This is a genomic window from Variovorax sp. GW821-FHT09B05 (assembly GCF_059418265.1).
This window is the reverse complement of the sequence record NZ_JBWKPN010000011.1, coordinates 175,342-189,698: the sequence shown is the minus strand read 5'-3', so window position 1 is coordinate 189,698 and position 14,357 is coordinate 175,342. Positions and strand designations below refer to the sequence as shown.

At 70.9% G+C, this 14,357-nt stretch carries 15 protein-coding genes; 8 read left to right on the top strand and 7 right to left on the bottom strand.

Features of this window, described 5'->3' with window-relative positions:
• Window positions 1–16: 16 nt before the first annotated feature.
• Together AC07RM_RS26905 and AC07RM_RS26900 are read right to left on the bottom strand one after the other, a co-directional pair.
• Complete coding sequence (locus AC07RM_RS26905; RefSeq protein ID WP_093340615.1) at window positions 17–1,453, bottom strand: ATP-binding protein; 1,437 nt, start codon at window positions 1,451–1,453, stop codon at window positions 17–19.
• Window positions 1,450–2,139 (bottom strand): response regulator, encoded by a 690-nt coding sequence (locus AC07RM_RS26900; protein ID WP_057591573.1) that lies wholly within the window; start codon window positions 2,137–2,139, stop codon window positions 1,450–1,452. Before AC07RM_RS26900 ends, AC07RM_RS26905 begins: the two co-directional genes overlap by 4 nt.
• 132 nt (window positions 2,140–2,271) lie before the next feature.
• Between AC07RM_RS26900 and AC07RM_RS26895 the strand changes: the two genes are divergently transcribed.
• Window positions 2,272–3,399, top strand: a complete 1,128-nt coding sequence (locus tag AC07RM_RS26895) for an alpha/beta fold hydrolase (RefSeq protein WP_495336513.1) — start codon at window positions 2,272–2,274, stop codon at window positions 3,397–3,399.
• 16 nt (window positions 3,400–3,415) lie between these two features.
• Here AC07RM_RS26895 and AC07RM_RS26890 read toward each other — a convergent pair whose 3' ends face one another.
• Window positions 3,416–4,297: an NAD(P)-dependent oxidoreductase gene (locus tag AC07RM_RS26890; protein WP_495336512.1), complete on the bottom strand. Its 882-nt coding sequence runs from the start codon at window positions 4,295–4,297 to the stop codon at window positions 3,416–3,418.
• Window positions 4,298–4,411: 114 nt separating this feature from the next.
• Between AC07RM_RS26890 and AC07RM_RS26885 the strand changes: the two genes are divergently transcribed.
• The gene (locus AC07RM_RS26885; RefSeq protein WP_208510609.1) at window positions 4,412–4,771 is read left to right on the top strand and encodes a winged helix-turn-helix transcriptional regulator; all 360 of its coding nucleotides are present in this window, start codon (window positions 4,412–4,414) and stop codon (window positions 4,769–4,771) included.
• Window positions 4,772–4,781: 10 nt separating this feature from the next.
• Window positions 4,782–5,981, top strand: a complete 1,200-nt coding sequence (locus AC07RM_RS26880; protein WP_495336511.1) for a serine hydrolase domain-containing protein — start codon at window positions 4,782–4,784, stop codon at window positions 5,979–5,981.
• 13 nt (window positions 5,982–5,994) lie between these two features.
• Here AC07RM_RS26880 and AC07RM_RS26875 read toward each other — a convergent pair whose 3' ends face one another.
• From AC07RM_RS26875 to AC07RM_RS26865, 3 genes are read right to left on the bottom strand one after another with little or no spacing between them, the layout of a single operon-like run.
• Window positions 5,995–6,396, bottom strand: coding sequence for an OsmC family protein (locus tag AC07RM_RS26875; RefSeq protein WP_495336509.1), 402 nt, complete (start codon window positions 6,394–6,396; stop codon window positions 5,995–5,997).
• 26 nt (window positions 6,397–6,422) lie between these two features.
• On the bottom strand, window positions 6,423–6,905 hold the full coding sequence (locus AC07RM_RS26870; RefSeq protein ID WP_208510636.1) for a GNAT family N-acetyltransferase: 483 nt from the start codon (window positions 6,903–6,905) through the stop codon (window positions 6,423–6,425).
• 24 nt (window positions 6,906–6,929) lie between these two features.
• Window positions 6,930–7,397, bottom strand: a complete 468-nt coding sequence (locus AC07RM_RS26865) for an Lrp/AsnC ligand binding domain-containing protein (protein ID WP_057591580.1) — start codon at window positions 7,395–7,397, stop codon at window positions 6,930–6,932.
• A gap of 129 nt (window positions 7,398–7,526) precedes the next feature.
• Between AC07RM_RS26865 and AC07RM_RS26860 the strand changes: the two genes are divergently transcribed.
• Window positions 7,527–8,828 carry a D-amino acid dehydrogenase gene (locus AC07RM_RS26860; protein WP_495336508.1) on the top strand — a complete coding sequence of 434 codons (1,302 nt, stop codon included), beginning with the start codon at window positions 7,527–7,529 and terminating at the stop codon, window positions 8,826–8,828.
• Between the two features lies 1 nt (window position 8,829).
• Here the strand turns inward: AC07RM_RS26860 and AC07RM_RS26855 are convergent, their stop codons facing one another.
• The gene (locus tag AC07RM_RS26855; protein ID WP_495336507.1) at window positions 8,830–9,909 is read right to left on the bottom strand and encodes an aromatic ring-hydroxylating dioxygenase subunit alpha; all 1,080 of its coding nucleotides are present in this window, start codon (window positions 9,907–9,909) and stop codon (window positions 8,830–8,832) included.
• A gap of 373 nt (window positions 9,910–10,282) precedes the next feature.
• On the opposite strand from AC07RM_RS26855, the gene AC07RM_RS26850 reads away from it, so the two are divergent.
• The 4 genes from AC07RM_RS26850 to AC07RM_RS26835 all read left to right on the top strand — a co-directional run bounded on the left by AC07RM_RS26850 (window position 10,283) and on the right by AC07RM_RS26835 (window position 14,350).
• Complete coding sequence (locus AC07RM_RS26850; RefSeq protein WP_093340632.1) at window positions 10,283–11,311, top strand: ABC transporter substrate-binding protein; 1,029 nt, start codon at window positions 10,283–10,285, stop codon at window positions 11,309–11,311.
• Entirely contained in the window at window positions 11,308–11,835 is a 528-nt protein-coding gene (locus tag AC07RM_RS26845; RefSeq protein WP_093340634.1) for a nucleoside deaminase, read from the top strand. Before AC07RM_RS26850 ends, AC07RM_RS26845 begins: the two co-directional genes overlap by 4 nt.
• Before the next feature lie 33 nt (window positions 11,836–11,868).
• Window positions 11,869–12,699, top strand: a complete 831-nt coding sequence (locus tag AC07RM_RS26840; protein WP_495336506.1) for an urease accessory protein UreD — start codon at window positions 11,869–11,871, stop codon at window positions 12,697–12,699.
• Between the two features lie 76 nt (window positions 12,700–12,775).
• Window positions 12,776–14,350: a diguanylate cyclase domain-containing protein gene (locus AC07RM_RS26835; RefSeq protein ID WP_495336505.1), complete on the top strand. Its 1,575-nt coding sequence runs from the start codon at window positions 12,776–12,778 to the stop codon at window positions 14,348–14,350.
• Window positions 14,351–14,357: the final 7 nt, after the last annotated feature.

Below are 14,357 nucleotides of genomic sequence, written 5' to 3'. Positions count from 1 at the left end.
AAAACGGCTCCGCGCCTCAGGTGCGGCCCTCGAGCATCGGCTGCTCCTGCCCCTCGACCGCCAGCGGCAGCCGCACCACCGCCAGCAGCCCGCGCCCGCCGGCGCCGGTCTCGAGCGCCACGGTGCCGCCATGCTTGTCGACCACCGACTTGACGATCGCCAGCCCGAGCCCGCTGCCGCTCTGGGTCTGGCCCGGGCTGCGGAAGAAGCGGTCGAACACCCGCTCGCGCAGGCCGGGCGGGATGCCCGGGCCCTGGTCGGCCACGCGCAGCACCGCGTGGCCCTGCTCGCGCGCCACCTGCACCTTCACCACGGTGCGGCGGGGGCTGTACTTGATGGCGTTGTCCACCAGGTTGTCGACCATCGACACCAGGCTCTCGCGTTCGCCGAGCACCGGCACCTCGCCCGCGCAGGCCAGTTCGAGCTCGACGCCGCGCGCATGCGCCACGCCCTCGATCATCGCGAGCCGGTCCTGCACCAGCGCATCGAGCGACAGCGCCACCGGCAGCGCGGCATCGGACACGGCGTCGCTGCGCATGAGCTGCAGCAGCTGGCCCACCAGCCGGGTCGCGCGGTCGTTGCTGCGCAGCAGGTTGCCCATCAGCTCGCGCTGCCCGGAATCGATGCTCTGCGCCTTCAGCGCCTCCACGTTCACGCGCATCGCGGCCAGCGGCGTGCGCAGCTCGTGGGCCGCGTCGGCGATCAGGCTGCGCTCGCGCGTGGTGCTGTCGCGCACCCGCTGCAGCAGGGTGTTGATGCTCTGTACCAGCGGCTGCAGCTCGCGGTGCGGCGGCCGGTACGACAGCGGCGTGAGGTCGGCCGGCCCGCGCTCGGAGGTCTCGCGGCTCACGCGGCGCCAGGGCCGCAGCGCGAGCCGCACCGTGAGCCAGGCCGGCACCACCAGGAAGGGCAGGCTCACCAGCAGCGGCAGCAGGTAGTAGCCGCGGTAGGTGATGTTGACCACCAGCCGCCAGATGCCGGGCTCGGCGATCATCACGCGGGTGTCGAACTGCGGCGAATGCAGCGTGCGCGCGCGCCATTCGCGCCCGCCCACGTGCACCGTCTCGATCAGGTCGGGCACGCTGTTGACGATCTCGGGCACCGCATCGGTGGTGCGGTAGATCAGCTTGCCGCGCTGCCACACCTGCAGCATCGGCGAGGTGTCGGACTCGGCGTTGCCGTCGCTCGCGGTCTCGAGCAGCGCGAGGTCGAAGGCATGCAGGGTGTCGTACTGGCGCTTCGGGTCGTCGGCCAGGTTGATGGCGATCGCCGCCACGCTCTCGTAGATCTTGCTGAAGCGCAGCAGCTCCGGGTCCTTGTAGGAGTCGTAGAACAGCAGCCCGACGATCAAGGTCCACAGCGCCGCCACCACCGCCATCTGCGCCAGCACCAGCCTGCGCATCAACGAGGGCTGGATCACCCTCCCGATGAAGCGCAGCGCGGTTCGGATCATGCGCGCGGGCTGCCGGCGCGCGCCAGCGACTGGGCGTCGACCACGTAGCCGATGCCGCGCACGGTGCGGATGTAGCCCTGGCCGATCTTGCGCCGCAGGTTCGAGATGTGGACCTCGAGCGAGTTGCTGCCGATGCCCGGGCCGCCCGGCAGCACCTGTTCCTCCATCACGCGGCGCGTGACCACGCGGCCGGTGCGCTTGAGCAGCAGCGCGAGCAGGTCGAACTCGCAGCGCGAGAGCTCCACCTGCTGGCCGTCGACCAGCACGCCGCGCGTGGGCTCGTGCAGCGCCAGGCCGCGCATGCGGATGGTCTCGTCGTCGAAGCCGTAGCTGCGGCGCGCGAGCGCGCGCACGCGCGACAGCAGCTCGGCCAGCGCGAAGGGCTTGACCAGGTAGTCGTCGGCGCCGTCGTCGAGGCTGCGCAGCCGGTCGTTGAGCGCGTCGCGCGCGCTGAGCACGAGCACCGGCAGGATCTGGCGTTCGCGGCGCAGGCGCAGCAGCAGCTCGATGCCGTCGCCGTCGGGCAGGCCGAGGTCGAGCAGCACCATGTCGAAGGCACCGCTGTCGAGGGTGCGGATGGCGTCGTCGAGACGGCGCACCCAGACCACGTCCATGCCCTGGTTGGCGAGCGCGATGCGCACGCCGTTGCCGAGTTCGAGGTCGTCCTCCACGAGCAAAAGATTCATGACAGTCTCCGTGCGGTGCGCCGCCCGGCACCTGGGGAGCCGGAAGTATCTGCCAAGCGGCCTTCGAAGACTTCAGGATTCCTTCATAAAGGCAACAGCCGCGCTTCAGGTCGGTTGCCCACACTGCGTGCCATGCCCCGGTTCCATCCCCTCTTCTTCCCGCCGCGGCGCGCCTTCCTGCGCGCCGCGCTGGCCTGGCCCTCGGCCGTCTCGCTCTCGGGCCTCGGCGGCCTCGTCACCCTCGGCGGCTGCGGCGGCAGCAGCCATCCGGGCAGCCCGCCGGTCGCTCCGCCCGCCGGCCCGACCGTGGTGTCGGTGACCGACCGCCGCGTGAAGGTGGCGCACGATGTCTCGCTGCACGTGCGCGACTGGCAATGCGACAACTGCCGCGGCCCGACCATCGTGCTGCTGCCCGGGCTGGGTGCCAATGCCTACGTCTTCGACGGCCTGGCCCATGCGCTCGCGCCGCGTGCGCGCGTGATCGCGGTGAGCCGGCGCGGCTACGGCCAGTCAGACAAGCCGCTGCCGGTGCGTACCGCCACCCAGCACTACGAGGTCGACACCCTGGTGGCCGACCTGCATGCGCTGCTCGACGGGCTCGGCCTCGACCGCGTGGTGCTCGCGGGCCATTCGATCGCGGGCAACGAGCTCACGCGCTTCGCGGGCCGGCATCCGCAGCGCGTGCGCGGGCTGGTCTACATCGATGCCACCTTCGACCACACGCGCGATCCCGCCACCGGTGGCCTGCCCGTGCCCGAGAACCGGCTGTTCCGCGAACCGGTGCCGCGCGAGGAGGACGGCGCCTCGATGGAGGCGGCGCTCGCCTACGCGCGGCGCACCGTGCGCCACTGGTCGGCGCCGCTGGAAGCCAACCTGCGCGACCAGCTCGACCTGCAGCCCGACGGCAGCGTGCGCCTCAACACGCCCGCCACGGTGGCCGCCGCGATGGAGACCGCGAGCCATTCCTTCTCGCCCGACTACGCGCCGGTGCGAGCGCCCGCTCTCGTCGTGACCGCGATGCCGGGCGACATCCGCGACATCTTCCCCGCGCTGCCCGAGACGCTGGACGCGGCCACGCTGAAGGACGCGGCGGCCTACCTGCGCGTGATCCGCTACGTGCGCGTCGACGACGCGGCCCGCCTCATGGCGGCACTGAAGACGCACCACCAGATCGTGTTCGAGGACGCCTGCCACGGCGACTTCTTCATCGAACGCGAGGCCGAACTGGTGCGCGCCATCGAGGCGATGCGCTGGGCCTGAGGACCGGCCGGCGATGTCAAGCCGGCGCGCGCAGCAGCTTGATCAGCGCGGCCAGCTCCTCGCCGCCGAGCCCCGCGGCATCGGCGCGCTGGAACAGGCCGGCCGCGAAGGCCGGGAACTCGCTGTTGATGCCGCTCTCGCGCGCCGTCTGCAGGATGCGCTGCGTGGCCTCGACCGAGATCCGCATCGGGCTCTGCGAGATCTTGAAGTCGCCCGACTGGATGACCGCGCCCTCGTGCTGCAGGAAGCCCGCGAAGGTCGGCATGATGCCCGCGACGATGCGCCCGAACTCGGCCACGTCGAAGCCCTCCGACTCGGCCACGCGCGCGCCGTGCAGGAAGCCCAGCATCGTGCCGTAGATGGTCGAGAGCGTCGCGAGGTCCATGGCCGCGGCATTGCTGATCTTCTCGCCGAGGTAGACGATGCCGCCGCCGAGCACCGCGAGCAGCGGCTCGACGGCACGGAACACCGGCTCGTCGCCCGACATCAGGATCGGCGTGTCGCCCTGGCCCATCTGCTCGGGCGCGGCCTGGATCGCGCCCTCGAGGAAGGTGGCGCCATGGCGCTGCGCCCAGGCCTGCGCATCGCGCGCATCCTGCGGGCTGCCGGTCGTGAGCTGCACCAGCAGGCGGCCGTCCATCGCGGCCGCCACGCCCTCGGCGCCGAGGATCGCATCGGCCGCGCGGTAGTCGTAGACGCACATCAGCACCACGTGGCTCGCGCGCACCGCGGCGGCGGCGCTGTAGGCCAGCACCGCGCCCTGGGCGACCAGCGGCGCGGCCTTGTCGGCACTGCGGTTCCAGACCGTGACTTCGTGGCCCTGTTCGAGGTAGAGGCGCGCGATGGTGGCGCCCATCGAACCGAGGCCGATGACGGTGATCTTCTGCTTGCTGCTCATGGGGTGTTCCAAAAAGGATTGACGATGGCTGCATGGTAGAAATCGCACCTCCCAATGGTCAAGTACCTACGATAAAGTGCGGTACTTACCAAAACTTCAGTATTGGAGAACGGCATGGCAGCGAAGAAGCCCTACGTCTGCGGCATCGGCCCCGCGTTCGAAGTCATCGGCGGCAAATGGAAGGCACTGATCCTCTGGGAGCTGCACCTGCAGCCGCGCCGCTTCGGCGAGTTGCGGCGCATGCTGCCGGGCATCAGCGAGAAGATGCTGATCCAGCAGCTGCGCGAGCTCGAGACCGACGGCATCGTCGCGCGCGAGGTGTTCCACGAAGTGCCGCCGCGCGTCGAGTATTCGGAGACCAAGCTGGGCGCCACGCTCAATGCGGCGCTCGGTCCGCTCGCCGATTGGGGTGACCGCTACGCCAAGCGCGTGGAGGCGGCGCGCAAGCAGTCGGAAGCGGCCAGGCAGGGCTGAAGGAGATCGGATGAGGACGACGCTGAACGACCCGGCACGCCGCAACGCACTGGCCACGATGATCGCGATGGCCCTGCCCTGGGGCAGCGCGCGGGCCGACGCGGGCTGCGCGGCCGGCGCCGCCTATGCGGGCCCGCCGCGGCGTTCCGCGCCCGATGCCATCTGGCAGCGCGACTTCGGCCGCGCGATCGACGGCGAGCTGCCCGCCGACTTGCAGCAGAGCCTCGGCGATGCGCTCGACAGGATGCTGCAGCATGTGCCGGCCGCGAGCGTGGCGGTCGCGATGCCCGGCGAAGGCAGCTGGCGGGCGACACGCGGCCTGGCGCGCACCGAGCCGCGCGAGCCCGTGCGGCCCGACCAGGGCTTCCAGGTCGCGAGCACCGCCAAGACGCTGACCGCCGCCATCGTGCTGCAGCTCGTGGAGGAACGCCGGCTCGCGCTCGGCGACAGCATCGAGCGCTGGTTCCCCGAGGCGCCCAACGCCGGGCTCGTCACCATCGAGCACCTGCTGCGCCACACCAGCGGCCTCGTGAGCTTCAATGCGCTGCCCGACTTCGGCACGAAGTACCGGCCACCGGCGGAGATCATCGCCATGGGCCTCGCGCAGAAGCCACAGTTCTGCCCCGGCACGAACTGGAGCTACAGCAATACCGGCTACGCGATGCTCGGTGCCATCGTCGAGCGGCTCGAGGGCGCCTCCTTCGAGCAGGTGCTGGCGAAGCGGCTGATCGGCCCACTCGCGCTCACGCACACCACGATGCGCCGGCCCGGCGTCGAACTGCCGGTGGTCAGCGGCCATGCGGCCGGCCGGCCGGTCGATGCGCCCGACCAGTACGCCACGCCCTATGCCGCGGGCGCGCTGGCCTCGACCGCGGGCGACCTCGTGCGCTTCTGGCATGCGCTGCTCGGCGGCCGGGTGCTGCCGCCGGCCACGGTGCGGCGCATGTTCGGCGACATGGCCGCGATGCTCGGCCCCTACAGCGGCGGCAATGCCTCGTACGGCATGGGCGTGCAGCTCTACGACGTGCCCGACGGGCCGGGCCTGATGCTGGGCCACAGCGGCGGCATCGAGGGCTTCACGAGCGTGGTCGCCTACGTGCCGGCCGACGACCTCTACATCGCCGTGTCCTTCAACGAGAAGAAGGTGCCGGCCGAGGCCGGCCTGTGGTCGCTGCTGCGCGCGGTGCGGGCCTGGCGCGTGCTGCGCTGACCGCCCCCCGGGATCAGGCCGCCCAGTTCGTCTGGATCTCGGTCTTCACCTCGGTCATGAGCTTGTGCACCGGGCACTTGCCCGCCACGCGCAGCAGCTCGTCGCGCTGCGCGTCCGTGAGGTTGCCGCTCACGCGCAGCGTCGAGTTGAGCCGGTAGATGCCCTTGCGCTCCTCGCTGTCGTCGCGGTCGACCATGACCTCGATATCCTCGACCGGGATGCCCTTGCGGCGCGCGTAGATCAGCACGGTGAGCGCCTTGCAGGCGGCCAGCGAGGCGTCGTAGAGGTCGTGCGGCTCGGGGCCGTCGTCGTTGCCGCCGCCGGCCGGCGAGGCATCGACGGCGATCTCGTGGTTGCGGATCTTGAGGATGTGGCGCGTGCCGGTGGTGCCGTCGCGGCGGATCGAGATGCTCATGGCGGTGTCCTTGGGTGGGAAGGGATTCAGGGAGCCAGCGGCTTCACGTAGAGGATGGTCGTGAAGCCGCTGTGCCACTCGAGGTCGGGATAGCGGTCGGCCTCGCGGTAACCGAGCGCGAGGTAGAAGCCCTGGCTCGCGGTGTTGAAGGTGTCGGTCTCGAGCCGCGCGAGTTCGACGCCGTCGGCGCGCATGCCGGCTTCGGCGAAGGCCATGAGCGCGCGCGCGATGCCCTTGCGCTGCTGCGCCGCGGGCACGTGCAGCGCCTGCACGAAGTCGCGCTGCCAATGGACCATGCCGACCACCTCGCCGCCGATCTCGGCGACGAAGAACTCGGGCCCCATCTCGTCGATGTAGCCCACGGGCTCGCCGCTTTCGCGGTAGCCGCGCGCGGCCTCGGGCGTGAGCTGCGGCAGCCAGGTGCTCGCAAAGGTGTCGTCGAGGATGGCCTTGACGGCGTCGAAGTCGTCGAGGCGCCAGGGGCGGATGGTGATCGGGTCTTGGGACATGGGCCGGCGATGGTAGCCGTGCCTTCAGCGGTCGGTGGCCAGCATCAGGGTTTCCTTGATCTCTTCCATCACGACGTAGCTGTGCGACTCGGCCGCCACCGGCAGCTTCTTGAGGATGTCGCCGAGCAGGTGGCGGTATTCGCTCATGCCGCTCAGGCGCGCCTTCACGAGGTAGTCGAAGCTGCCCGACACCAGGTGGCATTCGAGCACCTCGGGCATGTGCAGCAGCTCCTGCCTGACCTTGTCGAACACGTCGCCCGACTTGGCCGAGAGCTTGATCTCGACGAACACCAGCAGCGTCTTGCCCAGCGCCTCGGGCGACACGCGCGCGTGGTAGCCGCTGATGACGCCGTCGCGCTCCATGCGCTTGACGCGCTCGGCGCAGGGCGAGGCCGACAGGCCGATGCGCTCGGCCAGTTCGGTCATGGAAATGCGGCCCTGGCGCTGCAGCAGGTCGAGGATCTTGCGGTCGATTCGGTCGAGCTCGGGCACTTTCACTCCGCGCGGCGCATAGGAAGGTTCTACACAGGGGATTCCGCTGCCGAACGCTTGAAAACAGTGGAATCCACTTCATTCTGACGCATAAATTCTCGGTATTCCATTCGAATCAGCGGATACACCATGAAAGTCATCGTTCTGGGCGGCGGCGTGATCGGCACCACCACGGCCTACTACCTCGCGCGCTCGGGCGCCGACGTCACCCTGCTCGACCGGCAGGCCGGTCCGGCCGAGGAAACCAGCTTCGGCAACGCGGGCCAGGTGTCGCCCGGCTACTCCACGCCCTGGGCCGCGCCCGGCATTCCGCTGAAGGCGATCAAGTGGATGTTCCAAAAGCATGCGCCGCTGTCGATCCGCCCCGACGGCACGCTGTTCCAGCTGCGCTGGATGGCGCAGATGCTGCGCAACTGCTCGCCCGAGCGCTATGCGATCAACAAGGAACGCATGATGCGCGTGGCCGAGTACAGCCGCGGCTGCCTGCAGGCGCTGCGCGCCGAGACCGGCCTGCAGTACGAGCACCGCACCGGCGGCACCCTGCAGCTGTTCCGCACCCAGGCGCAGCTCGACGCGGTGCAGCGCGACATCGCGGTGCTCGAGGAATGCGGCGTACCCTACGAGCTGCTCGACCGCGATGCGCTGGCACGCGTCGAACCCGCGCTGGCCGGCGCGCGCGACCGCCTCGCGGGCGGCCTGCGGCTGCCGAACGACGAGACCGGCGACTGCCACCTGTTCACGCGCGGCCTGGCCGAGATCGCGCGCGGCCTGGGCGTGGACTTCCGCTTCGGCCAGGGCGTCGAGGCGCTCGAGACCGAGGGCGGCCGCATCAGCGGCGTGCGCACCACGGCCGGCAAGGTGCTCACGGCCGACCGCTACGTGATGGCCTTCGGCAGCTATTCGCGCGCGGCCATCGCCTCGCTGGGCCTCGACATTCCCGTCTACCCGGTCAAGGGCTACTCGCTCACGGTGCCGCTGGTCGACGAATCGCTGGCGCCGCAGTCGACCGTGCTCGACGAGACCTACAAGGTGGCCGTCACGCGCTTCGACAACCGCATCCGCGTGGGCGGCATGGCCGAGCTCTCGGGCTTCGACCTGCGCCTGAACCCGCAGCGCCGCGCCACGCTCGAGAAGGTGGTGAGCGACCTGTTCCCGGGCGGCGACCTGCCGCGCGCGAGCTTCTGGACCGGCCTGCGCCCGATGACGCCCGACAGCACCCCGATCGTCGGCGCCACGCGCTACCCGAACCTGTTCCTCAACACCGGCCACGGCACCCTGGGCTGGACCATGGCCTGCGGCTCGGGCAAGCTGATCTCCGACATCGTGACCGGCCAGCGGCCCGAGATCCGCACCGACGGTCTCGCGATGGACCGCTACGAAGAGGGCCGCTCGCGCACCGCGCGGCCGAGCACCTCGCCGGCCACGGCCTGAATCAGGCCGCCTTCGCGACTGGCACCGCGGCCTCCATGCCGCGGTACACCTCGGCCTCGCCGTGCCGCGCGAGCAGCTGCATCAGGTGCTTGCGGATCAGCATGCCCGGGCGGTCCGATTCCATCGAGTACTCGACGCCGCGCCGGCGCGTGTCGACCAGCGCATCGGGGTCGGTCGACTCGAGGATGTCCTTGTCCTCGCGCGTGATCTCGTCGTCGAAGGCGATCAGCATCGCGGCCGGGCAATCGGCCTCGGTGTCGTTGCGGAACAGCCATTGGCACAGCTGCATGCGGTGGTCGTCGATCGGCGTGAAGCAGTTGATGATGATGTGGCGGATGCCGCTCGGGTACTCGATGTCGAGGCGGCGCGAGAACGGCAGGAAATAGGCATTGCGCATGTGGCGCGTGGTGATGGGATCGGTCACGCCGCTGATCGCGTGGAATTTCTCGGGATTGGTCGCTTCGATGACGGTCTCGGCATAGAAGCCCGCCTCGTTCTCCACCAGTTCGTACTTGCTCGGCTTCGGGCTCGCGGCCACGCCGAAGGTGGCGCGGTGCACGAAGCTGAAGTGCGAGTTGTCGAAGGAGTTCTCGAGCGCGCGCAGCGGGCTGGTCTGCCATTCCTCGTGGAACTGGAAGATGGTGCGGTAGCCGGGATCGTCGAACTCGGGGATGGCGGGGATGTCGGCGATCGGCTCCTCGAGCGCCACCCAGGCGTAGCCATGGCGCGCGGTGCAGCGGTAGGCCGTGGTGCGGTAGTCGGGCGAAATGGGCCGCTCGGGGTCGTACTGCGGGATGCGGATGACCTGGCCGCCGCGGTCGTAGGTCCAGCCGTGGTAGCCGCACTGGATCGCGCCCTGGGCGCAGGCCTGGCCCGCGCCGTCCACGCACCAACCCTTGGAGAGCTTCGCGGTGCGGTGGCAGCAGCGGTCGCGCAGCGCGGCCGGCTGGCCCTCGGCGTCGAGGAAGAGAACGATGTCCTCGCCGAGCAGCCGGAAGGGCTTGGGGCCCTGGGCCAGGTCGGTGAGCGGCATGACGGCATGCCAGAACTTGCGGAAGACGGGTTGACGGGTGACGAGCATGGGCGGACTCCTTCTGAGGTCGTGTGGGACGAACTGAAAGAGCAATTTCCCACCCCGTGCCGGACCGCGATGGCGCGATGACGATGGGGCTGAACGCTTCTACTCTGCGCAACTGCCTTGCAAATTGCGCGCCCGGATTGTTGCGCGGCGCGCGTGCCATGCCAAGCCCCGCCGCCAATGCCCGAGCAAAGCGCAAAGCGTGAGGCGCCAAGCCCTTGGCATGCCTTCTGCTTTGCCGATCCCAAGAGTAGAAGCGTTCAGCAGCGCACGCACCACGAACGTGCGCCCGCCCGGAAATTGCTCTTGAAATGCCCGCCGCCCTCTGTCCCCAGAGGGCGAACGGATTCAAGAACCGAAGATTCCGAGGCTTCCCATGCACCGTCGATCCTTCCTTGCGGCCAGCGCCGCCACCCTCGCCGCTCCGGCCGTCCTCGCCCAGGGCGGCAACGGCCGGCTCACCCCCCTCAAGTTCACGCTCGACTTCCGCATCAACGGCCAGACCGCGCCTTTCTTCCTCGCGCTGGCCAGGGGCTACTACAAGGAAGAAGGGCTCGACGTGAGCATCGACACCGGCGCCGGCTCGGTGGCTTCCATCACCCGCATCGCCAGCGGCGTCTACCAGCTCGGGCTGGGCGACATCAGCTCGCTGGTGGAGTTCAACGCGCAGAACCCGGGCACGCCGGCGGTGCAGGCCGTCTACCAGTACTACAACCGCGCACCATTCGTGATCATCGGCCGCAAGGACCGCGGCGTGACCGGCGACTTCAAGAGCCTCGCGGGCAAGAAGGTGGCGGCCGCCGCGGTCGAATCGACGCGGCGCGCCTGGCCGCTGGTCGCGCGCAGGCAGGGCCTGCGCGCCGACGCCTTCCAGTGGCAGACCACCGACTTCAGCGCGCGCGACAACGTGATGGTGCGCGGCGACGTCGATGCCGCCACCTACTTCCACGATTCGGCGGTCTCGCTGTTCGCGCGCATGCGGCCCGAGACGCTGTCGGTGCTCAAGTACGCCGACGCGGGCGTCGACCTCTACGGCAACGCCATCCTCGCGAGCAGCAACCTGGTGGCGCAGAACCCCAAGCTGGTGGCCGCCTTCCTGCGCGCGAGCAACCGCGCCATCGTCGAGACCTTCGCCGATCCGGCGCCGAGCATCGCGGCCATGCGCCAGCGCGAGCCCATCCTCGATGAGAAAATCGAGCGCGAGCGCTGGAACATCACGGCCCAGTACGTGGGCGCCGCCGACACGCGCGGCCACGGCCTCGGCGACATCCGCAAGCTCACGCTGGAGCGGCAGGTCGACGAAGTGGCCGACGTCTTCGGTCTGAAGGTCAAGCCCGCCTCCGACGCCATCTTCAACACCACGATGCTCCCATCGCGCACCGAACGCACCCTTCCCAAGGCATGAACTCCCCCAGCACCACCACCCCCACCGCTCCCGCCGAAACCGCGCTCGACGAACGCGACGGCCGCTACCTGCGCAAGGCCATCGTCTGGTCGCACCTCGCGCGCCGGCGCGGCAACCGGCCCTTCGGCTCGGTCATCGTCTCGGCCGCGGGCGAAGTGCTCTGCGAGGCCTACAACAACACCGGCGAGACCGGCGACTGCACCGGCCATGCCGAGACCAACGCGATCCGCGCGCTCGCGGGCCGCGGCATCTCGCGCGAGGAACTGGCCGGCGCCACGCTCTATGCCTCGGGCGAGCCCTGCGTGATGTGCGCGGGCGCGATCTTCTGGTCGAACATCGGCCGCGTGGTGTTCGGCATCGACGCCGAGCGGCTGCGCGTGTTCCGCGGCGAGCGGCAGGACCAGCGCGATGCCGAGCTATCGTGCCGCGACGTGTTCCGCGCCTCGCCGCATCCGATCGAATGCATCGGCCCGGCGCTGATCGACGAGGCCAGCGCCGCCCACGACGGCGCCTGGAAGACCTGAAGCGGCGCACCGCGAGGACCTAGACTCCGCCGCATGTCCTGGCACGCCCGCCTCCATCTCTCCTACCGACACGAAGCCGACCGCACCGTCGCCCGCTTCCGCCACGACGGCCCGCTGCGCATCCTGCAGAGCCTCTACCCCGAGGGCGACACCGTCTGCCACAACGTGCTGGTGCATCCGCCGGGCGGGCTGGTGGGCGGCGACACGCTCGAGATCGAGGTCGAGGCCGCCGCCGGCAGCCATGGCCTGGTGACCACGCCCGGCGCCTCGCGCTTCTACCGCAGCGAGGGCGAGCGCGCGGTGCAGCGCACCCGGCTGCGGCTGGCGGCCGGCGCGCGGCTCGAATGGCTGCCGCTCGAGGCCATCTGCTACAGCGGCTGCGTGGCCGAGAACCGCATCGCCATCGAGGCCGAGCCCGGCGCCGAGATGATCGGCTGGGACGTGACGGCGCTGGGCCTGCCCCATGCGCGCCAGCCCTTCGAGCGCGGCAGCCTGCTGCAGCACATCGAGGCGCCCGGCGTGTGGCTCGAGCGCGGCCGCATCGACGCGGCCGACCACCGGCTGCTGCAAAGCCCGCTGGGCCTGGGCGGCCACCGCTGCCTGGCCTCGCTGTTCTACGTGGCGGGCACGCCGGCCGCGCGCGCCCGGCGCGAGGCGCTGCTCGCGCTCGCGCGCGAACGCATCGAGGCCCAGGGCCTGGCCGACAGCGCGGGCGCCACCAGCCCGCATGCCGAGGTGGTGGTGCTGCGCGTGCTCGCGCCGGTGGTCGAACCCGCGATGCGGCTGCTGCGCCAGGTGTGGCAGGACTGGCGCGCCGAGCTGTGGTCGCTGCCGGCCGCCACGCCGCGCATCTGGTCGACCTGAAGTCCCCCGCCGCGGCGGCGGCACGGAGGCTTCGGCTACAGTCCCGCACCTCCCCGCCTCACGACCCGCCGCCAGAGTGACTCTCCGAACATCCGCTCGCAGCCTGGTTGTCCGCCTTCTGGTGATGGGGCTGGTGATGGCGATCGTCGGCACCGCCGCCAGCTACATCCAGCTCAGCCGCTTCCTGCGCGAGGACCTGACGCAATCGGTGGCCTCGCAGCAGACGGCACTGGCCGCCTACGTGGCGCGCGACGTCGACAACTACCTGGTGGAACGGCTCGCCTTCCTCGAGCGGCTGGCGCAGGCCGTGCCGCCCGAGCTGCTCGCGCAGCCCGCGCCGCTGCACGCCTGGCTCGCGGAGCGCGGCGCGCTGAACCCGCTGTTCCCGCTCGGCCTGGCGCTCGCCACGCCCGACGGCAGGCGGCTCGACCAGGACGGCCAGTTCGCGACCGAGGCGCTGGAATTCGCGGCCGCGCGCGCCGGCCGGCGCGCGGTGGGCCGGGCGCAGGCCACCGCGCAGCACCATGCGGCCCTGCCCATGGCCGTGCCGCTGCGCGACGGCCGCGGCGACGTGGTGGCCGTGCTGCTCGGCACCGCCGACCTCACGGCCGACGGCCTGCTCGACCACCTGCTCGAAGGCCGCGTGGGCCAGGCCGGCGGCATCCTCGTGATCTCGCCGCGCGACCGGCTGTTCGTCGCCTCGACCGATGCGACGATGATGCTCACCCCCACCCCGCCCGACGGCGTGAACCCGTTGCACGACCGCGCGATGGCGGGCTACCGCGGCAGCGGCACGACGCGCAACGCCAGGGGCATCGACGAGATCTCGGCCATCGCCTCGGTGCCGACCACCGGCTGGTTCGTGGTGGCGCGGCTGCCGGTGTCGGAGGCGCTGGCGCCGGTGGCGCGCATGCAGGCCTTCATCCTGCAGCAGCGCGCGCCGGCCGTGACGATGGTGCTGATCGTGATCGGCCTGATCATGACCTGGCTGCTGCGCCCGCTGCTGCGCGCCGCCGACCAGGCCGACCGCATGACGCGCGGCGAGCTGCCGCTGGCACCGCTGCGCGTGGTGCGCGACGACGAGATCGGCCACCTGACGCAGGCCTTCAACCGGCTGCTGGCCAAGCTGGTCGACAACCAGCAGGCGCTGGCGCGGCTGGCCCACCACGACACGCTGACCGGCCTGCCCAACCGCAAGCTGCTCGACGAGCGGCTGCAGCAGGCGCTGGCCCAGGCCGCGCGCCATGGGCAGCAGGTGGCGGTGCTCTACCTGGACCTCGACGGTTTCAAGCGGCTCAACGACACCCTGGGCCACGAGGCCGGCGACCTCGCGCTGCGCGAGATCGCGGGCCGGCTGCAGGCGCTGGTGCGGCAGACCGACACCGTGGCGCGCATCGGCGGAGACGAGTTCGTGCTGCTCGCCACCGGCCTCGCCGAGCCCGTGGAACAGGGCGCGCAGGTGCTGGCGCAGCGCTGCATCGCGGCGATCGCCGAGCCGCTGCAGCTGGCGCGCGCGAGCACGCTGATCGGCGTGTCGGTGGGCATCGCGCTGGGCAGCGGCGGCGAGCTGCCGCAGGACCTGCTCGCGGCCGCCGACCAGGCGATGTACCGCGCCAAGCAGGACACCCACGCCTCGACCGCGGCGCGCTGAGCCCTCG